The organism is Microcystis aeruginosa NIES-843 (assembly GCF_000010625.1).
GTDB classification, from domain to species: domain Bacteria; phylum Cyanobacteriota; class Cyanobacteriia; order Cyanobacteriales; family Microcystaceae; genus Microcystis; species Microcystis aeruginosa.
In genome coordinates, this window is record NC_010296.1 from 3,150,944 (window position 1) to 3,172,691 (window position 21,748).

The 21,748-nt window shown below is 39.4% G+C and carries 27 protein-coding genes and 1 pseudogene; 16 read left to right on the forward strand and 12 right to left on the reverse strand.

The features are described from left to right. Positions 1-40: 40 nt before the first annotated feature. From MAE_RS33405 to MAE_RS15030, 3 genes are read left to right on the forward strand one after another with little or no spacing between them, the layout of a single operon-like run. Positions 41-283 carry a hypothetical protein gene (locus MAE_RS33405; protein WP_080506994.1) on the forward strand — a complete coding sequence of 81 codons (243 nt, stop codon included), beginning with the start codon at positions 41-43 and terminating at the stop codon, positions 281-283. Beyond that, complete coding sequence (locus MAE_RS15025) at positions 222-1,214, forward strand: GTPase family protein (RefSeq protein ID WP_012266353.1); 993 nt, start codon at positions 222-224, stop codon at positions 1,212-1,214. The genes MAE_RS33405 and MAE_RS15025 overlap by 62 nt, the downstream gene beginning before the upstream one ends. Before the next feature lie 40 nt (positions 1,215-1,254). Next, the gene (locus tag MAE_RS15030) at positions 1,255-1,446 is read left to right on the forward strand and encodes a hypothetical protein (RefSeq protein WP_012266354.1); all 192 of its coding nucleotides are present in this window, start codon (positions 1,255-1,257) and stop codon (positions 1,444-1,446) included. Positions 1,447-1,516: 70 nt separating this feature from the next. Here the strand turns inward: MAE_RS15030 and MAE_RS15035 are convergent, their stop codons facing one another. After that, a complete protein-coding gene (locus tag MAE_RS15035) occupies positions 1,517-1,852 on the reverse strand; it encodes a DUF5615 family PIN-like protein (RefSeq protein WP_002790889.1) in 336 nt (111 codons plus the stop codon). Further along, complete coding sequence (locus MAE_RS15040; protein ID WP_002790887.1) at positions 1,836-2,159, reverse strand: DUF433 domain-containing protein; 324 nt, start codon at positions 2,157-2,159, stop codon at positions 1,836-1,838. The genes MAE_RS15035 and MAE_RS15040 overlap by 17 nt, the downstream gene beginning before the upstream one ends. A gap of 270 nt (positions 2,160-2,429) precedes the next feature. Between MAE_RS15040 and MAE_RS15045 the strand changes: the two genes are divergently transcribed. Beyond that, entirely contained in the window at positions 2,430-2,669 is a 240-nt protein-coding gene (locus tag MAE_RS15045) for a UPF0175 family protein (protein WP_002736878.1), read from the forward strand. A 5-nt stretch (positions 2,670-2,674) separates the two neighbouring features. Then, entirely contained in the window at positions 2,675-3,157 is a 483-nt protein-coding gene (locus MAE_RS15050; protein ID WP_012266355.1) for a DUF3368 domain-containing protein, read from the forward strand. Positions 3,158-3,227: 70 nt separating this feature from the next. On the opposite strand, the gene MAE_RS15055 is transcribed toward MAE_RS15050, so the two are convergent. Next, entirely contained in the window at positions 3,228-3,407 is a 180-nt protein-coding gene (locus MAE_RS15055; RefSeq protein ID WP_002747316.1) for a hypothetical protein, read from the reverse strand. 169 nt (positions 3,408-3,576) lie between these two features. Further along, a complete protein-coding gene (locus tag MAE_RS35120; RefSeq protein WP_012266356.1) occupies positions 3,577-3,840 on the reverse strand; it encodes a hypothetical protein in 264 nt (87 codons plus the stop codon). Positions 3,841-4,048: 208 nt separating this feature from the next. Between MAE_RS35120 and MAE_RS15065 the strand changes: the two genes are divergently transcribed. From MAE_RS15065 to MAE_RS15080, 4 genes are all read left to right on the forward strand, one after another. After that, entirely contained in the window at positions 4,049-4,297 is a 249-nt protein-coding gene (locus MAE_RS15065) for a DUF433 domain-containing protein (RefSeq protein ID WP_002735373.1), read from the forward strand. After that, complete coding sequence (locus MAE_RS15070) at positions 4,281-4,613, forward strand: DUF5615 family PIN-like protein (protein WP_012266357.1); 333 nt, start codon at positions 4,281-4,283, stop codon at positions 4,611-4,613. Before MAE_RS15065 ends, MAE_RS15070 begins: the two co-directional genes overlap by 17 nt. 203 nt (positions 4,614-4,816) lie before the next feature. After that, entirely contained in the window at positions 4,817-5,080 is a 264-nt protein-coding gene (locus tag MAE_RS15075) for a type II toxin-antitoxin system HicB family antitoxin (RefSeq protein WP_002776938.1), read from the forward strand. Next, entirely contained in the window at positions 5,073-5,312 is a 240-nt protein-coding gene (locus MAE_RS15080; protein ID WP_041804143.1) for a type II toxin-antitoxin system HicA family toxin, read from the forward strand. The genes MAE_RS15075 and MAE_RS15080 overlap by 8 nt, the downstream gene beginning before the upstream one ends. A 506-nt stretch (positions 5,313-5,818) precedes the next feature. Here the strand turns inward: MAE_RS15080 and MAE_RS15085 are convergent. After that, positions 5,819-8,239, reverse strand: coding sequence for a phosphoketolase family protein (locus MAE_RS15085; RefSeq protein ID WP_012266358.1), 2,421 nt, complete (start codon positions 8,237-8,239; stop codon positions 5,819-5,821). A gap of 877 nt (positions 8,240-9,116) precedes the next feature. On the opposite strand from MAE_RS15085, the gene gap reads away from it, so the two are divergent. From gap to MAE_RS15100, 3 genes are all read left to right on the forward strand, one after another. Beyond that, the gene (gap, locus tag MAE_RS15090) at positions 9,117-10,151 is read left to right on the forward strand and encodes a type I glyceraldehyde-3-phosphate dehydrogenase (protein ID WP_012266360.1); all 1,035 of its coding nucleotides are present in this window, start codon (positions 9,117-9,119) and stop codon (positions 10,149-10,151) included. Between the two features lie 175 nt (positions 10,152-10,326). Further along, on the forward strand, positions 10,327-10,695 hold the full coding sequence (locus MAE_RS15095) for a hypothetical protein (RefSeq protein WP_008200332.1): 369 nt from the start codon (positions 10,327-10,329) through the stop codon (positions 10,693-10,695). Next, complete coding sequence (locus tag MAE_RS15100) at positions 10,692-11,705, forward strand: YgfZ/GcvT domain-containing protein (RefSeq protein WP_012266361.1); 1,014 nt, start codon at positions 10,692-10,694, stop codon at positions 11,703-11,705. The genes MAE_RS15095 and MAE_RS15100 overlap by 4 nt, the downstream gene beginning before the upstream one ends. 288 nt (positions 11,706-11,993) lie before the next feature. Here MAE_RS15100 and MAE_RS15105 read toward each other — a convergent pair whose 3' ends face one another. The 6 genes from MAE_RS15105 to MAE_RS15130 all read right to left on the reverse strand — a co-directional run bounded on the left by MAE_RS15105 (position 11,994) and on the right by MAE_RS15130 (position 16,896). Further along, positions 11,994-13,652 (reverse strand): NAD+ synthase, encoded by a 1,659-nt coding sequence (locus tag MAE_RS15105; RefSeq protein ID WP_012266362.1) that lies wholly within the window; start codon positions 13,650-13,652, stop codon positions 11,994-11,996. Between the two features lie 12 nt (positions 13,653-13,664). Next, on the reverse strand, positions 13,665-14,393 hold the full coding sequence (locus MAE_RS15110; protein WP_012266363.1) for an NUDIX hydrolase: 729 nt from the start codon (positions 14,391-14,393) through the stop codon (positions 13,665-13,667). Next, the gene (locus MAE_RS15115; protein WP_012266364.1) at positions 14,390-14,956 is read right to left on the reverse strand and encodes a nicotinate-nucleotide adenylyltransferase; all 567 of its coding nucleotides are present in this window, start codon (positions 14,954-14,956) and stop codon (positions 14,390-14,392) included. Before MAE_RS15115 ends, MAE_RS15110 begins: the two co-directional genes overlap by 4 nt. A gap of 531 nt (positions 14,957-15,487) precedes the next feature. After that, on the reverse strand, positions 15,488-16,078 hold the full coding sequence (locus tag MAE_RS15120; protein WP_012266366.1) for an RES family NAD+ phosphorylase: 591 nt from the start codon (positions 16,076-16,078) through the stop codon (positions 15,488-15,490). Next, positions 16,078-16,518 carry a hypothetical protein gene (locus tag MAE_RS15125; protein WP_012266367.1) on the reverse strand — a complete coding sequence of 147 codons (441 nt, stop codon included), beginning with the start codon at positions 16,516-16,518 and terminating at the stop codon, positions 16,078-16,080. Before MAE_RS15125 ends, MAE_RS15120 begins: the two co-directional genes overlap by 1 nt. Positions 16,519-16,575: 57 nt before the next feature. After that, on the reverse strand, positions 16,576-16,896 hold the full coding sequence (locus MAE_RS15130; protein WP_012266368.1) for a DUF1830 domain-containing protein: 321 nt from the start codon (positions 16,894-16,896) through the stop codon (positions 16,576-16,578). 209 nt (positions 16,897-17,105) lie between these two features. Between MAE_RS15130 and MAE_RS35750 the strand changes: the two genes are divergently transcribed. The 3 genes and pseudogenes from MAE_RS35750 (at position 17,106) to MAE_RS15145 (ending at position 20,599) form a co-directional block, all read left to right on the forward strand. Continuing rightward, complete coding sequence (locus MAE_RS35750) at positions 17,106-17,234, forward strand: hypothetical protein (protein ID WP_256380715.1); 129 nt, start codon at positions 17,106-17,108, stop codon at positions 17,232-17,234. Between the two features lie 422 nt (positions 17,235-17,656). Then, a complete protein-coding gene (locus MAE_RS15135) occupies positions 17,657-18,247 on the forward strand; it encodes a hypothetical protein (protein ID WP_012266370.1) in 591 nt (196 codons plus the stop codon). Between the two features lie 41 nt (positions 18,248-18,288). Then, a pseudogene (locus MAE_RS15145) lies at positions 18,289-20,599 on the forward strand (pentapeptide repeat-containing protein). A 39-nt stretch (positions 20,600-20,638) separates the two neighbouring features. Here the strand turns inward: MAE_RS15145 and MAE_RS36480 are convergent. Beyond that, on the reverse strand, positions 20,639-20,764 hold the full coding sequence (locus MAE_RS36480; protein WP_041804808.1) for a type II toxin-antitoxin system YoeB family toxin: 126 nt from the start codon (positions 20,762-20,764) through the stop codon (positions 20,639-20,641). 320 nt (positions 20,765-21,084) lie between these two features. Between MAE_RS36480 and MAE_RS15155 the strand changes: the two genes are divergently transcribed. Continuing rightward, entirely contained in the window at positions 21,085-21,696 is a 612-nt protein-coding gene (locus MAE_RS15155) for a Uma2 family endonuclease (protein ID WP_002757327.1), read from the forward strand. Positions 21,697-21,748 lie beyond the last annotated feature (52 nt).

Sequence of the window (21,748 nt, forward strand, 5' to 3'; positions counted from 1 at the left end):
TTTTGGCTCTTCGGTTTGTGTTATGTAATAGACGGGAGTCATAAGGGATGAAAATCTTACAGAGAAAGACATTTTGCGATTTTTGTTAATCGTTTTTGATCTAGAACGAACTAATCAATTAAGTCTTTTGCCAGATAAAGATTTAGCCGATTTATGCCACCCGATCAAACCATACCAAGTAACGAAGAACCTGTTTTTTGTACTAAATTTTTATCAATACTATGTCATTCCAGCAATCAAACATATCTTCCGCCCAAGAAAAAGAAATCAGGGAACGCATTGATGCCGAGCGGAATAAACCTCTGGTTGTAGTCGTAATGGGACAAACTGGAGTCGGTAAGTCTTCCCTTATCAACGCCTTGTTTGGAACAAAGCTCAAGACCAATGACGTACAGCCAGAAACAAAGTCCCCAGAGAAGCATATTGAAAAAGGTTCTGATCACTCTGAGTTATGGTTCTGGGATATGCCTGGAATTGGGGAATCTTCTTCTGCTGATAGTGGATACTTGAATGACTATCGCCAAAAAATTCTGGAGGCAGATGTTGCTTTATGGCTTTGTCATGCAGACAGTCGCTCAGTAACGTTTGATGTTGAAGCGATACATAAAATTCTTGAGGGTTTAACAGATGGCGAGAAATCTCTGATTCTTAGTAAACTCACTTTTGTTCTTAGTAAGGCTGATTTGATCACACCAGAGCCTTGGATTTTATATCGCTCAGGCAATGAAGTTGTATTTGATACAACTGAAAAAACTGAAAAATTACTGAATGCAAAAGCTGCATATTTCAAAGAAGCATTGCTAACACCGCATAGTAAAAATTTCGTTTCCAAAACATTTCATGATGGAACATTTCAGCTACGATTGTCACATTTAACTTATGACAAGAATTTTACCTATTATTCGGGAATAATGACTGTATCACATCTTAGAAAGTTACAAGAAGAGTATCCAAATTATTCTGATGTATTTAAGAGACTCTATCACAACTCAGAAGTAATCTACTGCTCTTCTCGCTTCAAATATAATCTTGCAAAACTAATGCAAGTGATCGTTGATAAGATTGGAGGCGGGGTTAGTATTCGGTTTCGGAAATTTATATCCGAAAATTCGATGAATCGGGTTTCTTGGGACAAGGCACGAACCTTTTCAAACTTAGTCGTCTTTGATTCAATTAAAGATGAAATAACTTTTGACTTATCAAAAGTCAAATAGTTACAAAAGTCACACTTACAAGACAATAGGAGTAAATTCAGTGGATAAGGAAGAAATTAAGCGTCGAATTAATCGTCGAATTGACAATGATGATCAGTATGCAGCTAATATATCAGCAGCATTGGATGCTGGAGATGAAGCGTGGTTATTGACATTAATTATAGAAGTAATTGGCGTAATTATTGAGATAGGAAGTTCTATTTTTAATTGGATTAAGCGTCAGTTTAGTTAATTGCGATCGCTTTTCTGATCGGGTGCATTATACTTTGTTAATGCACCTTATTTATTATTGTGTCTAATCTTTACAAAAACTCAATCTTTTTATACATATATTGAGGTTCTAAACATTCCCAAATTAAGACTAAATCACTGATAATTTTTCCAATTGGCTGACGTTGTTGGCGAGTGTAAATAATGCCACAATGTTCAATACCTGTAGAGGCCAAACTAAGAAAATCATCATCAAAAGTAAAAATGACTCGTTGTTGGGACAAAGCATAAGCTAGTTGTCTTTCATCAGATGCACCAATTAGACCCTCTTCTGGGGATGTTGTGACATCAACTCCCCGCATTCTCAAGCCGTTTGCAATAGCATTACTAACACTTTCATCCAGATGAAATTTAATCTTGACTGGCATTTTCACCCTGTAATATTTTCTCAATTAAAGATGGTTTGTTTCCTTGTAGTTGTTTAGCAAAAGTTTCTCCTGCTTCAATTTGTCGTCTAATTTCTTCTCGATTGTCATGGTAATAGGTCAAGGCCGCATAAACATCTGCTAGGGTAATAGTAGGATGGTGATAAATAATTTCATCTGGTGACATTCCCATTCTTTCATGCCAAATTACAATATCTTGAACTTTAATTCGATGTCCAGCAATACGAGGTTTTCCGCCACAGATACCAGAAGTGATTTCAATATGTTGTGAGATAACTAAAGATGACATAATTACTTGCCAATAAGATCAATCAATCCTTGTTATTATACCATTTTTTCCCAGTAAGGCAACATCAGTGCGATCTCGAAGATATTCGCAAAGCAGCACGCTGATTTTTTTAGGGTGCATTAACAAATTATAATGCGCCTTATTTGTTGTCTATTGATGAAGTGATCCAAAGACATTAATTCGAGGGATTGAGGTAAGGGCAGTTTGTTGGGTTGATTTTGCGTTAAAATTAAGTTAGATATGTCTTAATTGATGAAACTTAGCAAGACAATGAATACTTCGACCACTTTTCAAGAAATTGCCGCCGAAATACAATTATTTGATAATATTGAACAAAAAGAACAATTTATTTTTGTGGTGGGTGCTTTAGTTTCTCGCATCATCAGTCTTCATAAAGCCGCAGAAATCATGGAAATGGATACAGAAATGTTCTTGAAAATTTTAGAATTAATGGGAATCGATTTTTCTTATCTTACTACAGAAGACATAGATAGAGAAAAAAAATGGTAATCTCTATGAAAATTGTTTTCAATTCTTCCCCTTTAATCTTTTTTTCTCAGTTAGGATTTTTAGAAAAATCCCTAGATTCTAATGATAATTTTTATTTGCCTGCAACCGTACAACAAGAAATTAATGCCAAACAAGATCAATCTTCAGAGACTCTTAATAAGCTGATCAATCAACAGAAATTAATTATCCTAAATATTAAATTAATCTCTCTAGCAAATAGTTTAAATGAACGTTTAGGGAAAGGTGAATCTGATGCCATTACTTTAGGAATAGAATTACAAACTGATTATATCATCCTTGATGACTTTGCAGCAAGAAAAGAAGCACTACACTTAGGTTTAAATGCTAAAGGAACTTTAGCGATTATTCGTAAACTTCTCAAAGAAGGAAAGATAGAAATTGAAAATTTGGAGAGTTTTTATCAAAGACTTAGAGAAATTAACTTTAGAGTCAAGCGTGAGATATTTGAGAGCATTTTTGGAGACTGAGTGTGATACTGAAGGCACTGCGTAGCAGCACGCTTATTTTATCGGGTGCATTAACAAAGCATAATGCGCCTTATTTCTTGTTATTGATGGATTCCCACCATAACTTTAAATCACTTTCATTAATCTTTTTTTGAAGATATTCAATCTGATCTGAATAACTGAGATTTTTCATGTCTTCAGCCATTTTTTCTTGACTGGTTTGTTTAAAAGCTAAACAGTCAAAACTTTTTTTAATTGTCGTTGGCTTCATCAATTGTTACCTCTAAAGGAGAAATAATAGTCAAAATCCCGTAGCCATTGAGTAAATTAATTTGATTATAGCCTTTCATTTTATCTAGGCGCACAATATGTTTAAAATTCCATGATATGATTGCATCCGCTACATGATTAGCATCATTAATAGACTTTGATGTAACAACTCATTCATTGATATAAGCATCCCTTAACTGTAAAACTTCAGGTGTTATCTTAACTACTTCAATAACTCTCTGCGGAATCGATAATAAAATATCTTTAACCGATTGGGGAGCATTAATTAATTCGCTAACAATGATATCACTCATTAACAAAATAAACTTTTCTTGCTTAATGGCTTCCATCAATTGATTGGACTCTAAGGAAAATTCATCATCTAAACAGCCTGCAATGACTGATGTATCGATATAAACTCTAAGTTTTTTCATAAATGATAGAAAAAGTTTTCTGATCTTAGTTTAACATCAAAAGTGCGATCGCCGCTCTTTTAGAGTGGATTAAGGTAGTGTAATGCAGCTTATTGATAATAGAATTTTTGAAACCTAAAAGTCGAGGGCTTTAGTTTTAAGATTTATCAAGCTTAAAGTACAGTTAACATTAAGCTATAATAATCATTAGTCAACAACAGTTATTACTATGTCTTTTGCAGCTAAATATCGAGATCGGATTGTGATTAACCCAGACATTCGCAGTGGCAAACCTTGCATTGTCAATACTCGTATTGCAGTAGCAGATATTTTTGATTATCTAGGAGGAGGGATGACTATTGAAGAAATATTAGATGATTTCCCCGATCTTACCTTAGAAGATATACAAGCCTGTTTTGCATTTGCCGCCGAGCGGGATCGTCGTTTAATGGTTATTCCCTATGAAACTGCTATTTGACGAAAACTTATCACCTAAACTACCTCTGTTACTGGTATCACATTTTCCCGATAGCGCTCATGTTAGAGATTGTAGCCTAAAAGGGTTTCCCGATCAAAGGATTTGGGAATATGCGCGTATCAATGGATTTATAATTGTCTCGAAAGATGCTGATTTTTATCAACGGAGTTTGTTGTATGGCCAACCTCCAAAGTTCATCTGGTTGAGGATTGGAAATTGTACCACTTATCATCTAATCAGTCTTATTTTAAAACATAAACAAGCTATTAAGAGATTTAGCGATAATTCTACCGAGTCTGTTTTAGTAATTGCATAATCATATATTATCCTCAGCGATCGCTTTTCTGATCGGGTGCATTAACAAAGTATAATGTGCCTTATTTATTGTCTATTGATGAAATGACCCAAAGACGTTAATTTAAAAGATTGAGGTAAGGCAGTTTGTTGGGTTGGTTTTGTGTTAAAATTAAGCTGGAGTAAATTCTAATCCCCGATTAAAATTTCAACGGAACAATCACCATGAACTTTTATACCGTTATTCTGAGAAAAAGTGCAAATTATTGGGTTTCATTATGTCTTGAAAATGGATTAGTTGGACAAGGAGAAACTCAGGAAAAAGCTATTGAGAAACTAAAAGAAGCGATTGAATCTTTTTGGGAGATTTATCATGATCAAGCCAATATATATACCAGTCCTATTCCTATAGACGAACTTCATGAATTTTTAACTGTGGGAGATTCTGAAACTCCCGAAACTTACGAACTCAGAAAAGTTTATGCCTAAAAATATTCCTTCTCTTAAACCCAAAGCACTAATCAAAATTCTTGAAAAAGGAGGCTGTCAATTTTATCGAGAAGGAAAAGGTGATCATCGTTTATATTGTAGAGTATTGTATAATCAACGTCGAATCGTTCCTATCGATATAGGTGCAAAAGAAATGTCCCCTGCTTATGTTTTACGAATTTTTAGACAATTTGGTTTTACAGATGAAGAAATAAAACATTTATTGAAATAGATGATTGAATGCGTTTTTTTCAAACGAATAAATTATCTATTCTAGTACACTTTATCTTAATTTTATTTCCAAGAGCTAAAATAAAGTGATAGCTACTTTTTTAAGGTACATTAACACAAGAGTAAAACCCTCGATTGCTTGTTATAAATTGATTTAATGATTAATTTTCACCCAGTCATCGTCGATAAATTAGCCTGCCTTAAAAACAGGTAAAGTGACTATCACCATTTTGCCTAATTTTTTCACTCTGGTAATGAACTTTTGATTATGAAATGATCCAAATTTGAGGAGAATTTGCCATCTCAATTGTTAAGATTTCGTAACTATTCTGATTGACTGGTATCACCTAAAATACCCATGCGGATCACAAAATTGTCCAATTGTCAACAGCTTTTGAGATGCTCTCACCCTGTAGAAAATCAAGAATATTTTTTAGGTGGAATAGGAAGATGAAATTTATCGGTAAACTAATAAATTATCATCACCTAAACCACTTTCTAGCCTAATTAATAAGGCCATTTCCAGTTAGTAATCTCGTCCTTATCGATACCATTGGTAAAAGCATAATCGAGATTATCGATAATGGCATTTTTCATTCGTTCTTTCACATGACCGGCAGCAGAACCTAATTTCGGCACGCGATCAATGACATCGATTACTAAATGAAAACGATCAACTTGGTTACGAATGGCTAATTCTAGGGGAGTATTAATATTCCCCTCTTCTTTGTAACCGCGCACATGAATACGTTCTTGATTGCTGCGACGGTAGGTAAGTTTATGAATCAGCCAAGGATAACCGTGGAAATTAAAGATAATTGGCTTATCAGTGGTAAATAAACTATCAAAATCCCGTTCTGATAAACCGTGAGGGTGTTCACTTTCCGACTGTAATTTAAACAGATCAACCACGTTGATAAAGCGAACTTTTAAGTAAGGGAATTCCTCCCGCAGAATTGCCGTTGCTGCTAAAGATTCTTTAGTGATAATATCCCCACAGCAAGCCATAATTACATCTGGTTCATCGGGATTAGTTCCATCATCATCGTTACTTGCCCAATCCCAAATACCGATACCTTTGGTGCAGTGTTTAATTGCTTCTTCAATGGTCAAGTATTGCAGGTGTTTCTGTTTATCAGCAACGATAATATTAGTGTAATCCTTGCTCTTGAGACAGTGATTAGCCACACTTAATAAACAGTTACCATCGGGGGGAAGATAAACCCGCACCACGTCGGCACTTTTATTGGTTACTAAATCGATAAAACCGGGGTCTTGGTGACTAAAACCATTGTGATCCTGCCGCCAAACCACCGAGGATAATAACAGATTCCAAGAGGAAACAGAAGCGCGCCAAGGCACATGATTTTTGCAGATATCGAGCCATTTAGCGTGTTGGTTGAACATGGAATCGATAACGTGGGCAAAAGCTTCGTAGGAGTGAAATAAACCGTGACGACCGGATAATAAATAACCCTCTAACCAACCGACTAAAGTATGTTCACTCAGCATCTCCATCACCCGACCATCGGGAGATAATTGACTACCATCTAAATCCTCTGGATAGGTATCAGCTAACCAAGCTTTTTTAGTCACTTCATAGAGAGCCGCTAAACGATTGGAAGCAGTTTCATCGGGACCAAAAACGCGAAAATTAGTCATATTATTTCGCATTACATCCCGCAAAAATACCCCCATCACTCCCGTGTTTTCTGCTTCCACTTGGCCCGGGTGGGTGACATCTACGGCATACTGACGAAAATCGGGCATTTTTAGGTCTTTACGCAGCAATCCGCCGTTAGCGTGCGGATTAGCACTCATGCGACGATGACCCCTAGGAGCCAGTTCTTTAAATTCTGGCTTAAATTTACCCGTGGTATAGTCAAATAATTCCTCCGGGTTATAGCTTTTCATCCACTCCTCTAATTTTCTCAAGTGTTCGGGGTTTTCCTGCATGGCACCCATGGGGACTTGGTGAGCGCGCCAGAATCCTTCTACTTTATGACCATCAACGTTTTTCGGACCTGTCCAACCCTTGGGAGACCGGAGGATAATCATCGGCCAGGGGTAACGTTTAGCCACTCCCGTGCTGCGAGCTTCCTGTTGATAGGAGCGAATCTGATTGATACAGTGTTCTAGGGTAGCGGCCATTTTTTGATGGCAGTGCATGAGGTCTTCATCTTCCTTACATTCGACGATGTAGGGAGTGTAACCGTAACCGACAAAGAGACTTTCTAACTCGTGGGTCGAAATACGGGAGAGGATGGTGGGATTAGCGATTTTATAACCGTTTAAGTTTAAAATTGGCAGTACCGCACCATCGCGAATCGGGTTAAGGAATTTATTCGAGTGCCATGCGGTGGCCAGGGGACCGGTTTCAGCTTCCCCATCACCCACCACCACGGCCGTAATTAGGTCGGGATTGTCAAAAACAGAACCGTAGGCATGGGAAACACTATAACCCAGTTCGCCGCCCTCATGGATAGAACCGGGGGTTTCGGGGGTGACGTGACTACCGATGTGACCGGGAAAAGAAAATTGTTTAAAGAATTTTTGTAATCCTTCCTCGTCTTCACTTTTATCGGGGTAAATTTCCGAATAGGTTCCTTCTAGATAAACCGGACCGAGTACCCCCGGCGCCCCATGGCCCGGACCGGCCATAAAAATCATATCGAGGTCGTATTTTTTGATTAAACGGTTGAGGTGAACGTAGGTAAAACTTAAGGCCGGACTTGCTCCCCAGTGACCAAGTAAACGATACTTAACGTGTTCGGGTTTAAGATGTTCTTTGAGCAGGGGATTATCGCGCAGATAAATCATACCTACAGCTAAATAGTTACAAGCGCGCCAATAGGCATGGGTTTTGTAGAGTTCGTCTTGAGAAAGGGGATTTTGTTCTGTTAAGGGTCTTTCTGGTGTGAATACCATGAATATTTCTCCGAGATCTATGAAGGATGAGATTAAGAGAGTTGATAGACAATTTCTCCAGATTATCGAGGGGGTTAACCCTCGGTCAGTTTTAAAACTGTAATCAAGAGTCTAACCTTTTGGGGCGCAAAAAACTATTAAAATAAGCTATATTTTGCCAATCTGACTTGGGGAATTTATGTCAGTCGGGCGGGGTTTTTAAATGGCTTTTAAAGGCATATTAATATGTTCTTAACTTAGGTATCAATAAGCTGCCCGCGAATTTAAATTGCCTGTTGAGATGAGGCAAGAGGCACTCTTGCAAGAGGCAAGAGGCAACAGTAAAGGGATTGGGGGAGATTCAGCTAATCTAAGAGGATAGGCGGTTAAAATGCGTCTTAGCCTATAATTCTCAGAAAGCTTTTAATGATTTTTTAATGTCAGTTTTTTCCAAAAGGCTATATAATCATGTTTTCGTTTGTCGGCAAAGGCCAACATCAGGTTTTCTCGATGCCGGTGGCGGGGAGGACTAGGGTAGCAAATTTATTATTTTTTATCTTTAGACCTCCTGCAAAAGTAAGTTTTAGAGCCACTATCAGGTCAAAATATCTAAAAAAATCGGATAAATTTGACATAATCTTAGATTTTATGGATATTATAGTTATCTTCTGTCTCCTGTCTCCTGTCTCCTGTCTCCTGTCTTCTCACCTAACGAAAGATTTTTGATTTTTGCAGGAGAGCTTTTGAAGCACTGAAACTTAAAATCTTTCTATACTTCATCTAGCGATCGATAAAAGCTGATTAGCATATATAGTGATTCTCTACAGGCTAATCAATTCTCAAATTATTTTTTCTTGATCGTGCCTAAGCTTATCGCAGCTGCAAAGGAGTTTTTTTCATGACAAAAGTAAGAGTCGCTATCAACGGATTCGGTCGTATCGGTCGCCTCGTTTTTAGGGCGGGTATCCAAAATCCTGATTTCGAGTTTGTTGGTATAAATGATCTGGTTCCCTCCGATAATATTGCCTATCTGCTCAAATACGACTCCACCCACGGACGTTTTCAGGGTACGGTAGAAGCAAAAGAAGATGGCATCGTCGTGGATGGTAAGTTTATCCCCTGTTACTCGATTAAAGACCCCGCTCAACTGCCCTGGGGTGCAACCGGGGCCGATTATGTGGTCGAGTCCACTGGTTTATTTACCACCGCGGAAGGGGCAGGAAAACACCTAGAAGCTGGGGCCAAACGGGTGGTTATCTCCGCACCCACCAAAGATCCCGAGAAAATTCGTACTATTGTACTGGGCGTTAACGATAATGAGTACGATCCCGCTAAGGATCTGATCGTCTCTAACGCTAGTTGTACCACCAATTGTTTAGCCCCGATCACCAAAGTTATTAACGATAACTTCGGACTAGCGGAAGGATTAATGACCACGGTACACTCGATGACCGCCACTCAACCCACCGTCGATGGTCCATCGAAAAAAGATTGGCGCGGTGGTCGCGGCGCTGGTCAAAATATTATCCCCTCCTCCACGGGAGCAGCCAAAGCAGTAACCCTAGTTATTCCTTCCCTAAAAGGCAAATTAACCGGTATGGCCTTCCGTGTGCCAACTCCCAACGTTTCGGCGGTGGATTTAACCTTTAAAACCGAAAAAGCCACCAGTTACGAGGAAATCTGCGCCGCTATGAAAGCCGCCAGCGAAGGTCCGATGAAAGGTATCCTCGGTTATACCGATGAGGAAGTGGTATCGAGTGACTTTATCACCGACCCCCATTCCAGTATCTTTGATGCTAAAGCTGGCATTCAACTTAATGCCAATTTCTTTAAGGTCGTCTCTTGGTACGATAACGAGTGGGGTTACTCCTGCCGGATGTTAGACCTGATGAAAATGATGGCAGCTAAGGAAGCAGCCCTAGTAACAGCTTAAATCAGTTATCAGTTATCAGTAAACAGTAACCAGTGATCAGTAAACAGTAAACAGTAACCAGTGAAAAGACAGCACTGTTAATGCCTTTATCACTTAATCCTCAAATCTGATAAATGCCTTTATCACTTAATCCTCAAATCTGATAACTGATAACTGATCACTGATAACTGATAAGATGAATCCAAAATTTAAAGATATTACCGCTTGGGAACAGGCACAATTGTTAATGCAGCCGGCATTTATTCGGGTGCTGGATAATCTGCGTAAACAGTTAGAAAATTCCCTCTGGAAAGGAACTTATACAGAAATTCAAGATCCCTATCCCAGTTATCTGCTCTGTTTGACTTATCTCGATCGCTCCGTTACTGTAAATATTTGGGAACTTTGTTTTCAAGTCTGTTTTCTCGATTATCCCACCGATGAAGGAGAGAGCGTCACCATCGATACCAGTCTCCTCGACCCCACCGGTGAACTAGATTGGCAGAGTTTGGAAACGAAAACCGAGCGCATTATTAACCGATTATTCGCTAATTTACCCCAATGAAAGCAGATTTAGAAACGATCAAGGCAGAGTATGCCGCTAATTTTCTCAAAGATTACAGCAATGATCCCCAAAGTTTAGCATCCCAAACAATTTTAATCGATCGCTCCGATTGGGGTTTATTAGAATTAAAAGGCCAGGACCGACTGCGTTTTCTCCACAATCAAACCAGTAACGCGATTGATCGCCTGAAACCGGGTCAGGGTTGTGAGACAATTTTCCTTAACTCTACCGGTCGTACCCTCGATTTTGTCACAGTTTACGCCAGCGATGATTCCCTCCTCATCCTCGTTTCTCCCCAACGTCGTCAATTTTTACTGGAATTGATCGATCGCTATATTTTCCCCTTCGATAAAGTGGAAATTAGCGACTTAACCGATAATTTTGCCATTTTTACCCTAATCGGTACTGAAAGCGGGCAATACCTGCAAAAAATCGCCATTCCAGAGCAGATTTTAACGGGGGTGCAGCATAGTCATTATCTCCTTTCTGACCCCCCCCTGAGAGTGGCCGTCGGCACCGGCTTAGATCTGCCCGGATATACTTTAATCGTTGCCGCCGCCGAAGCCGGTCCCCTCTGGGAAAATTTAATTAAAAATGGCGTTACTCCCGCCGATGAGCAGGTGTGGGAATACCTGAGAATCCATCAAGGCCGACCGGCAGTCGATCGAGAATTAACCGAAGACTATAACCCTTTAGAGGCCGGTTTATGGCGAGCGATCGTTTTTGATAAGGGCTGTTATATTGGTCAAGAAACTATCGCCCGTCTCAACACCTATAAAGGCGTAAAACAAAGACTTTGGGGCATAAAACTCAGCCAACCCGTCCCCAGCAATACCCCGATTATTTTAGAAGCGCAAAAAGTCGGTTTACTCACCAGTGTGCTGGAGGATTTTGGCTTGGGTTATGTGAAAACAAAAGCGGGAGGAGAGGGTTTAAAAGTACAAATCGGCGAGGCAACAGGAGAATTAATCCCTTTACCCTTCCTCTCTCACGAATACCCCTTTCAGTGAACAGTAAACAGTAATCAGTGAACAGAACGTAGGTTGGGTTGAAGTATGAAACCCAACGCCCGCCTGGGTTAGTGATAACTCACATCTGATATAGTCATTTCAGATAATTCTGATCCACTCTAGACCGATGAAAACCTTATGAACTCTGGCATTTATATTCTCAATCTTAATTGAAATGACTATAGCTGATAACTGATAACTGATAACTGATAACTGATAACTGATAACTGATAACTGATAACTGATAACTGATAACTGATAACTGATAACTGATAACTGAAAAACCCCCTAACCCCAGCGACTAGCGATGGGCATTCGCCAACCAGTGCCAAAAGCGCGATCGCTAATTTTTAGACCGGGAGGGGCTTGTTTGCGCTTAAATTCGGCATTTTTAACTAATTTAATCACTTTCTGCACAATTTCAGGCTCAAAACCGGCGGCAATAATTTGTTCGGCGGATTGATGGCGATCGATTAATAGTGCTAAAATAGCATCTAAAATCTCGTAGGGAGGTAAAGAATCTTGATCCTTCTGATTGGGTTTTAATTCAGCACTAGGAGCTTTATTAATCACATTGAGGGGAATAATTTCCCCGTGCCGATTTAACCAGCGACAGAGGGAATAAACCCTGGTTTTCGGCACATCAGCAATCACTGCTAAACCACCATTCATATCACCGTAAAGGGTGCAATATCCCACCGCCATTTCTGATTTATTGCCAGTGGATAATAGTAAATGACCGAATTTATTAGAGAGAGCCATTAATAAATTACCGCGAATGCGTGACTGAAGATTTTCTTCGGCAATACCAAAATCAGTCCCAGCGAAAACCGGCTCTAAAAGTTGATCATAAGCGGTCATAATTTCCTGAATTGCTAACTTCTCACTTTTGATACCTAAATTATTAACTAAAGCCACTGCATCGCTAATGGAATGGTCGGAACTATAGGGAGAAGGCATCATCACAGCGAGAACATTTTCTTTACCTAATGCGTCGCTGGCAATAGCGGCAACTAAACTGGAATCAATGCCACCACTCAAGCCGAAAATTACCCGTTTAAAACCGCATTTCTGCACATAATCTCGCACTCCTAAGACTAAGGCTCGATAAATTTCCTCATCTTCATCGACGGGTAAAGGATGAATAACTGCGGGTAACAAATCTTGATTAAACTCGATCAATTCTAGGCTAGAAGTAAATGCTTGGGCGCGATAAATCACTTCTCCTTGTCTGTTAAAAGCAACGCTGTCACCATCAAAAATTAAATCATCATTTCCTCCCACTTGATTGACATAAACTATAGGTAAATTATATCTAGTGGCACTATGGGATAATAAAGATTCTCGCAATTTTTGCTTACCGACACTGTAGGGAGAAGCGGAAAGATTAACGATTAAATCCACTCCCAAATTAGCTAAATCAGCGATGGGATTAACTGCGTATTGACGTTGACCCCAAAATTGTTCATCATTCCAAACATCTTCACAGATAGTTACACCGATTTTTACATTATTTTCTGTTAGTTGAAAATATTGACTTTCTTTCCCAGAAGCAAAGTAACGATCCTCATCAAAAACATCGTAGGTAGGCAATAAACGTTTAGTAAAAATTTGTTTAATTTCTTGACTTTTCAACAAAGCTATGCTATTAAATAGCGGCTTTTCTCCCCTGACCGTTGCCGAGGGATTTTTTTCGACAAAACCGACTAAGACGGCTAACTTTTCTGGTAATTGTTGGGACAATAATTGCAATTGTCGAGACATTTTCTCCACAAAACCCAGATTTAATAATAAGTCTCTGGGAGGATAACCACAGAGGGATAATTCCGGGGTTAAAAGTAATTCTGCTCCCTGATTAAATGCCGTTTGAGCAGCCTCTAAAATTCTTTGGGCATTTCCTTCGATATCTCCAACAATGGGATTTAATTGAGCGATAGCAATTCTCATATTTTTTCCTATTTAAACAAAAACTAACGGTTGCTCTTTAAAGGGAGCAAAAGCTTTTTCATCAAAGCGATATAAACTAGCCGGACGACCGGCACCACGAGAGACTTTTAAACCCATATCCTTGAGAAATCCTAATTTCAATAGCCGATTTCTGAAGTTAGAATAATCACTAAAATTTTTACCTAAAATTGTCTCATAAAATTGATAAAGATCATTTAAAGTAAATAATTCTGGTAAAACCTCAAAAGCGACGGGACTATATTCTACTTTATTGCGTAATCTTCGCCAGCCATATTCCAAAATTTGACCGTGATTAAAGGCTAAATCTGGCACTTTATCAATCATATACCAAGTGATATTATGATCCTGTTCAGTGATTAACTTTGCTTCTTCAAACCGCACTAAAGCGAAGTAACTCACCGATAGATAACGTTTCCCAAAACTCTCGGCCGCTGCCGGGGAATCTCCCTCTGGACCGCCAAAAGTATATAACTGTTCCAGATAGAGATTATTGACACTAATTTTCTCGGCTAAAATTCGATAGGCCGCCGTTTCCAGTGATTCCCCATTTCTCACTAAAGTCCCGGGTAAACTCCAGTAATTACTAAAGGGTTCTTCCCGTCGTTTAATCAGAAGCACCAGCAGCCGATTTAATTGGGTATCAACGGAAAAGATCACGTTATCAACTCCGACTTTAAAATCAGCTAGAGATTTATTAGCTAGGGTCTTTTGCGGTTTCATGCGTAAAGTTTTTGACCTTCGATATAATCTTTAATCGGTGCAGGAACAGCCTGTTTATCGCCTTTTTCTCGATAATCTGTTGAGGATACAGCCGGAGCAAATACATCAGCAATTAGACAATCACCCCCTAATGTTTGCAGTTGTTCAATATCATCTTGATTAATAGGATAGCCTGGACGAGGAATCACGAGAATTTTGACTTTTTCTAGTAATTCTTGGCTGCGATACCAGTGCCTAATTTGTCCGGCTAAATCGGAACCAATGACTAGGGTATATTCCTCCTGTTCTCCCCAAATTGCTCGCGCTTTTTCCACACTAATTAAGCTACGTCGATCGCTTAATTCTCGTCGCAGTTGTATATTATCCCTTGGGGGTTGAATATCCCGGATGAGCAAATTTAACATCCTCAGACGATGTTCGAGACTGGTTTGATGATTTTTAAAGGGATTATCGGCGGCCCAAACTGCAACGATATCGTACTGTTCCGATAACCATTTTAGTATGGCTTGATGACCGGCAGTAGGAGGATCGGCACTGGTTCCAAAAAGGGCAATTTTAAGCATAGGATTCAATTGCTTGCTCACTGAGGGATTAGTTTAAGTCTGCTCAAGCTTGGCAAAGATTAACTTCTCCCCATTATAGTTGATTTTACCAAAATAGGGCAAGAGGATCAGTGATCAGTAATCAGTGATCAGTAATCAGTGATCAGTGAAGTTTTGCGACGAGTGGGCTGCTATTAACTTAACAGAAAATTCCCTAACACTTGGCCGTTCTGAATAGGGGAGATTGCGTCTAATTGCAAAGGGTGCATCTCACATTTGCAGAAATACCGACAATCAGCACTTATCAGTGACTCTTAAATTGGTACAAAAATATGAACAATCGCGTGTAAGCATCCCACCGAAAAGCTAATGCGCGGGGGGTTTGGGGGCGGCGCCACGCCCCCAACGGGGGGTTTGGGGGGTAGAACCCCCCAAAGGCTTGGATTGAGTGATAAAATCGGAAGTAATGCCCGATTTTAAAAGAGAGTTTCCCCGTAAAAATCCCAATTGGTAGATTGACAAAAATGAGATGCACCTATTGCAAAAAGATACTTATTCTTGAATAAGAGCATAATCATAATGCTCCAAAATTTCACCTAAACAGGATGAATTATCATCGTATAAATTACCTAAGTTGTCTTCTTGCAAATGGTTTCTAACCCGATCAAAAAGCCCAACGGAATAGACACTATCATCATGACGAGAACGGTATCTAATCCCATCTACTCCTTGGGGATGTTCCCAAATTGCCTGCCCCCAAGTCCGACAATATTCATAATCACCAGAAGAAATGCGGGCATCTATTCCTATGCGAACAAGGGCCGGCCCCGTTAAGTCGGCCAACACTAAAGTGCGATCGCTTCTAATTCTAAAAAGATTTCTATTTCTTAGGGCTGTAACGGTTACGGCTCCGTCAAATGTTCGTCCAAAACATTCAATAAAGGTACTGTACTCATCACCCACATAGAGAAGCCCATAGCCCTGATTTGGCCCATCGAAACGACCGCTACCACTGCGGTCAAAATGAAGACTAGAAAGGTGTCCGGTTTTATTTAATCTTAGCCAGGGGCCTGGGGTTTCAATGACGGGCAATTGACGCTGACTAAAATCGTCTGGTGGGAGGGGAAAAGGAGGCAAACCCATTACGCCGCGCTATGACTCCCGTAGCACTTAGCGGCCAAAACCACTGGCTCGATTTCTCCCTTTTGGAGTTTTTCTAGCGGGGTTGCTCCCTCTAAACGAATATCACCCGTAAGCAGAAAGATCATTTGTGTCCAAGCACCGTCTTCTTTTAGGACGGCTAACACTTGGTCTAAACCTGACAAAACTTTGCCATCAATAAATTGCCAAGCAGGATAAACTAATTCTTCGTTGACAGATAAACCTAAGATCTGATGATTGAGCCTCATAGTTTCTAATTCCAAAGAACTACAGGCTAAAACACTACAAACCTCAGCGCTGGTTAAGGTTCCGCCTTGCTTAGATAGGAACCGCTTCTTCGCTTCTTCGCCTCGTTTAATGGCAGCCTCCAACGCAGGGGCCAAAGCTAAAGGAGATTGTGTTTTTTGTATAGATTCTAACATTTTTAAGCTAATAAGAAATAATAATTTTGGCAAGACCTTAATCAGACGATCCTTTCCTTATATCGCCAATTCTCGGCAAGGAATTCTATGCTCCAGAATCATCGCAGCCATCTCATAGGTAAAAATATCTAAGTGTCCCCCTTCAGGAGCCTGAAAACAAAACTCTTCGCCCGGCTCAACAACTACCTCCCGCCATTTTGCTATCAAGTCAACGTTATTTCTGAGAATAGCCATTTTTCCCGTGTTGTTTACATATACACAGTTGATAATTGCTTGATTAACAGTTGCATTCGACATAACATTCCCCTCCATTTCAGCAATATGGATTTGTTTTTGCCTAGTAGTGTTTCGGCTCCTCATGTCAGGAATCCCTAACATTATTAGCTTGACTCAATCTACCCTCATGGGCTACTATGCGGGGATGATAATGATGAGTAAAGAGCCAGCACCCGCAAGGGTACTGGCCCTCTCCTAGCTTCGCATCATCGGGATTAACCCTCTCAATTAGCCCACCAGGAGACTTAAAAACCTTAGTGTGGACTTAAGAAGCCAGGAGGTCAATCAATATGAAGAACTTACTCACTGTCATGCTCCTAAGCTCCCTTGCTTACGGCGTAGCTGTCGGGAAGATTCATCCCTATGACTACGTTTTTATCTACACCATCAACGAACTAGCAAAACGTCAGGGTGGAGATAATCAAGACGGGAAGCGATAGGTAGAGCCAAGAACGTTTACCTAATTCAAGCTGGGCAGTGCGGCAACACTCGACCAGCTTTTTTGTACTGTTTTTTACTATCGCTCTATCTTCCTTAATTGTATCCATAATATAATCACTTACTGTAAGAATCTCAACCAACAATTATTGCAAAGTTAAACCAACAATTATTGGAGTTAAACCAACAATTGTTGCTATCATTAAACAATAATTGTTGGTACTCCATTTCAAAATATGCTAACTAGCCCATCAATATATGATGCCCAAAAGCTGGCAAGAAACTGTGGTTTGGATATTTCCAAGCACTGTAAGAATCTCAACCAACAAATATTGCAAAGTTAAACCAACAATTGTTGCTATCATTAAACAATAATTGTTGGTACTCCATTTCAAAATATGCGAACTAGCTCGAAAGTACAGCCATGAAGACGCTCTCGTCAATGCCCCAAAACCTATCCGATGCCGAAAGGCAAGCAAGCAACTGTGGTTTGGATATACCCAAGCTACAAGCTTTGTTGGAAGAAATCGAACCCCCATCTGAAAAATACAAAATGCCCCCGTCACTATGCGATGCCCAAAAGCAGGCAAGAAACTGTGGTTTGGATATACCCAAGCTACAAGCTTTGTTGGCAGAAATCGAACTCCTATCTGAAAAATACAAAATTATTTTCTATCTGGCGGCTACAGGACTTTATTCCGCCGATGATTTGGCTGAAATGTTCAATCATAGCCAAAAAAATCTAAACGCGGATTTCAACAAAAACCTAGGATCCCATCTTAAGGATTACCTTGAGTTAGATGAGCGGGTGGGAATTACTTCTTTAAGAAGAGTTCTCTTTAAAAAAGGCTATTTTGTTGACATTAATGACGATGAATCAGTGAGAGTTTTGCCAACACGCTACGCTGAAAATTCTCAAACAGAGCTTAATGACGATGAATCAGTGAGAGTTTTGCCAACACGCTACGCTGAAAATTCTCAAACAGAGCAGTCTTTTACTGTCAGACAAAATTAGTGCGGATGAGAAGACCACCAATCAAGGAGATTGATTTAAAAATGGAAAACACCATTATTAATGGGTTGTTAGCTCAACTAGACAATGAACAGAATAGCGATCGCCGTGCTGAAATCATAAGGAAATTGGGAGAATATCCTGAGCCTCAAGTTATTAAAAAACTTTGGGATTTGAGAAATAATCTCGAAAGCGAATCTGATGATTTTGTGCAGTACGAAATCAAGCTTAGTTTGCGTAAGGTAACTAATCATCCTAGTATAAATATTAATTTTTTTCTTGATAACTTAGGAGTATTCCAATCAAAAGACAACAATTCTCAAGCTCCAAAAGTCTTAATTGACGCTGATCTGATTGAAGAGTTTTTATTACGAAATCAGACGACTCTTAACAGGGAAGCTGCTAGGGTTATGGGACTTGTTTTAGAGGGAAAAATTAATCCTTACATCGGCGAAATGGGATTAATACAAATTTGGCATAGTATGAAAAATCTTAGGCTCTTCGGTAATTGTTATGCAATGGACGGGGGTTATAAGGGATGGAACCCTTATATAGAAAGGCATTTAGCGATTTTTGTCAATTGTTTTTTATCTAGAGCGAACTAATCGAATTAAGTCTCTTGCCAGATAAGGATTTAGTCGATTTATGCCCCCCTATCGAACCATACCAAGTAACGAAGAACCAAATCTTAAATCTCAAGAATATGCCAATCGTTCGATCATTGAACTTCTGAGCAAGATTAACGTCGGCCAAGTTAACTTGAAAGAAATCGACCTAGAAAAATATCCCAACGTTAATTTAACAACGGCAATTCAAGTTGAGATTGCCAGAAAGTATAGCCTAGCAGGTATTATCACCATCAGAGATCGAGAATTCATTGCCAGTGGGTATCCTTTTGTGGGTTCTCCTTCCTTATTCTCACAGTTTTTAGGGAAAGATACCTCGCCAGCTTCTATCGAAAGAACTCTCAAAAATCTCGGTAAAGCTGCCATGGAACATGAAAAAGTAAAACTCAATCAGCTTTTAGAAAACGAGCCTCAACAAAACTTATTCTTTGAAGATAATCTTTTGCTTTTTCAAGGCTGGAAAATTGAGAACTTTGAAATTCTTTGTGCCAATAACAATTTAACTTCCGCGACAGTTATCCTATGTAATACAAAAACCCAAGAGCGTTACACTGAATCAGCCTTTAAAAAAGGTTCAGTAGATGCACTTTGTACTGCTTTTAATGAGGCTCTAGCTCATTTAGTTGAGGTTAAACATATCCTTAAATCTGTCTATTTGGCCAACTTAAAAGAAGGTCAACAAGGAGACGTAACTGTCAAGGTGGTGGTCGAGTATGATGGTAAAAAAGTGATTACCATCCACACCCACGAAAATATTCTCAAGGCTTATTTTTTCGCCTACGTCAAAGCGATGATTGCCGTTTATGCACCCGATGAATATCACCCCGATATTCATAGCACGAAAGAATTGAAATATTTGTACAAAATTGGCGAACGAGATTTTTGGGGACTGAATTTCAGCCAAGTCAATTTAATGGATACCCCAGGCAATCTTTCCGATGCAAAATTGATGGGATGTAACTTCAGTCAGGCTAATCTTTCGATGGTTAATTTAACTAATGCTGATTTAACAGGAGCCGATTTAAGTCATGCCAATTTGAGCAAAGCTGATTTAACAGGAGCCGATTTAAGTCATGCCAATTTGAGTAAAGCTAATCTAACGGGAGCTAACTTGACCGATGTTAAATTAGATGAAAATAATCTAACCATCCTTGATGGCACAATTTTGACTAACACAATTATGCCTGAAATTAACATTGAAATTAGCGGCGAATCTCGTTTAGAAAAGGTTGCTCAACTACTCAAACACATTGATCCTCAAAGTCAATCTCGAATCTTGGCTATTCACTCCATGACAGATTGCATCTGGTGGGATAATCCTCTTGGTCAAAAATTCTGGGAAGTTAACGAAGAACTAATCAAAAGAGGGATTTCTATTCAACGAGTTTTTATTCTTCCTGAAGTTCCGACTCCAAAGCATTTACAGGTGATTCAGGAACAACTTAACTCTGGCATAGAAGTTGCTTGGATTTGTCAGGAAAAAGCCAAAGATGTTGAAGGCTATCGTTGGGATGATACCAACCTATTAATTAGCGAAAACTTATCTGTTCCCAGAAATTCTTTTACAGCGAGAAGAACTATGAATGGTCAAACAGAATCAGGTTATATTTCCTATCAAACAAGAGTTGTCGAGACAGATAAAAGTATCTTTAACGCTCTATGGGAAAAATCCGAAAAACTCTCTACTCAAGCTAATATTCAGGAACAATTAGCAAACCTGAATACCTGACTTTCTTTCCATCTTTAACTTTTCAGGTTTACCAATTCCTTAAAAAGGATGCCGTTGAACTTTCTGAATCAGCCTAATGATTTTTAAAGTCTGCTTGCGGTCATCCTCAACCCACCAAGCCAAATCTTCAAAAGCCAACCGATCAAATTCCAAGCTTTTAGCCATTTTTATCGGATAAATATTGAAGACTGGCTTGGTTCATTTTTCCCGAATTTTATTGTTTTATTAACTGATGATCACAAGGCGATCGCCGTTCTAATTCTATTTTGATAAAAAGCGATCGCTTCCCCACAATCCCTAAAAAATAACCATAAAATTAATTAATAAGTGGGTAGGCGTTAAAAATTATCAGATGCCCCCTTATTAAGGGGGATCCCCCCGCCTATCGGCACCCCCCTTATCAAGGGGGGCAGGGGGGATCGAACCTAAAATCCATTATTAATTTAATTATAACCAGCCACTTAGAATATCGGAGAAAGACAAAGATGATTATCGCTCAAGAAAAACCAACTATTGCGACAGTCACCAAAACCCCTGTCACTTTGGAAGCATATCGGGCGATCGCTGAAACTTCTCAGGAACGTTATGAATATTGCCATGGAGAAATGATTCTTATGCCTGGAGGAACCGCAACCCACAGCGCAATCGCGATCAATATCTCGGTTTTTTTGGGATTTTTATTGAGAGATAGGGATTTTCGTCTCTATAACAGCGATCTGCGGGTGTGGATTCCTGAATATCATTGTGGAACCTATACCGATCTCATGGTTGTTAACCATGAACCGGAATTTAACGGCGATCGCAAAGACGAAATTCTTAATCCTTTATTTATTGTAGAGGTGCTTTCCCCCGCCACGGAAGCAGATGATCGAGGTGATAAATTTAGAAAATATCGTTCCCTGCCAAGTTTTTGTGAATACCTGCTCGTTAGCCAAACTGAACCCTACATTGAGCAATATTTTAGACTCGCACAGAGCGATCGCTGGCAATTGCAAACCTACGATCAACTTAGTCAAATAATCCCTCTGGAGAGTTTAAACGTTGAACTTCCCTTGCTAGAAATTTATCGTCGTGTTAGTTTTGCCGCAGCCTCATAAATCCCTTAATCCGATTAATAACCTTTCTATTTTGTTTACATAAAAAGCGATC

Bases quoted from the DNA above. Each gene is read 5' to 3' on its own strand.
- MAE_RS15135 (WP_012266370.1), top strand. From the start codon at position 17,657: ATGAAGACGCTCTCGTCAATGCCCCAAAACCTATCCGATGCCGAAAGG.
- MAE_RS15045 (WP_002736878.1), top strand. From the start codon at position 2,430: ATGAATACTTCGACCACTTTTCAAGAAATTGCCGCCGAAATACAATTA.
- MAE_RS15110 (WP_012266363.1), bottom strand. From the start codon at position 14,393: ATGAAACCGCAAAAGACCCTAGCTAATAAATCTCTAGCTGATTTTAAA.
- MAE_RS15105 (WP_012266362.1), bottom strand. From the start codon at position 13,652: ATGAGAATTGCTATCGCTCAATTAAATCCCATTGTTGGAGATATCGAA.
- MAE_RS35750 (WP_256380715.1), top strand. From the start codon at position 17,106: ATGCTCCTAAGCTCCCTTGCTTACGGCGTAGCTGTCGGGAAGATTCAT.
- MAE_RS15080 (WP_041804143.1), top strand. From the start codon at position 5,073: ATGCCTAAAAATATTCCTTCTCTTAAACCCAAAGCACTAATCAAAATT.
- MAE_RS15055 (WP_002747316.1), bottom strand. From the start codon at position 3,407: ATGAAGCCAACGACAATTAAAAAAAGTTTTGACTGTTTAGCTTTTAAA.
- MAE_RS15035 (WP_002790889.1), bottom strand. From the start codon at position 1,852: ATGCCAGTCAAGATTAAATTTCATCTGGATGAAAGTGTTAGTAATGCT.
- MAE_RS35120 (WP_012266356.1), bottom strand. From the start codon at position 3,840: ATGAAAAAACTTAGAGTTTATATCGATACATCAGTCATTGCAGGCTGT.
- gap (WP_012266360.1), top strand. From the start codon at position 9,117: ATGACAAAAGTAAGAGTCGCTATCAACGGATTCGGTCGTATCGGTCGC.
- MAE_RS15050 (WP_012266355.1), top strand. From the start codon at position 2,675: ATGAAAATTGTTTTCAATTCTTCCCCTTTAATCTTTTTTTCTCAGTTA.
- MAE_RS15085 (WP_012266358.1), bottom strand. From the start codon at position 8,239: ATGGTATTCACACCAGAAAGACCCTTAACAGAACAAAATCCCCTTTCT.
- MAE_RS15075 (WP_002776938.1), top strand. From the start codon at position 4,817: ATGAACTTTTATACCGTTATTCTGAGAAAAAGTGCAAATTATTGGGTT.
- MAE_RS15130 (WP_012266368.1), bottom strand. From the start codon at position 16,896: ATGTTAGGGATTCCTGACATGAGGAGCCGAAACACTACTAGGCAAAAA.
- MAE_RS15040 (WP_002790887.1), bottom strand. From the start codon at position 2,159: ATGTCATCTTTAGTTATCTCACAACATATTGAAATCACTTCTGGTATC.
- MAE_RS15025 (WP_012266353.1), top strand. From the start codon at position 222: ATGTCATTCCAGCAATCAAACATATCTTCCGCCCAAGAAAAAGAAATC.
- MAE_RS15100 (WP_012266361.1), top strand. From the start codon at position 10,692: ATGAAAGCAGATTTAGAAACGATCAAGGCAGAGTATGCCGCTAATTTT.
- MAE_RS15065 (WP_002735373.1), top strand. From the start codon at position 4,049: ATGTCTTTTGCAGCTAAATATCGAGATCGGATTGTGATTAACCCAGAC.
- MAE_RS15155 (WP_002757327.1), top strand. From the start codon at position 21,085: ATGATTATCGCTCAAGAAAAACCAACTATTGCGACAGTCACCAAAACC.
- MAE_RS15095 (WP_008200332.1), top strand. From the start codon at position 10,327: ATGAATCCAAAATTTAAAGATATTACCGCTTGGGAACAGGCACAATTG.
- MAE_RS36480 (WP_041804808.1), bottom strand. From the start codon at position 20,764: ATGGCTAAAAGCTTGGAATTTGATCGGTTGGCTTTTGAAGATTTGGCT.
- MAE_RS15070 (WP_012266357.1), top strand. From the start codon at position 4,281: ATGAAACTGCTATTTGACGAAAACTTATCACCTAAACTACCTCTGTTA.
- MAE_RS15125 (WP_012266367.1), bottom strand. From the start codon at position 16,518: ATGTTAGAATCTATACAAAAAACACAATCTCCTTTAGCTTTGGCCCCT.
- MAE_RS15115 (WP_012266364.1), bottom strand. From the start codon at position 14,956: ATGCTTAAAATTGCCCTTTTTGGAACCAGTGCCGATCCTCCTACTGCC.
- MAE_RS15120 (WP_012266366.1), bottom strand. From the start codon at position 16,078: ATGGGTTTGCCTCCTTTTCCCCTCCCACCAGACGATTTTAGTCAGCGT.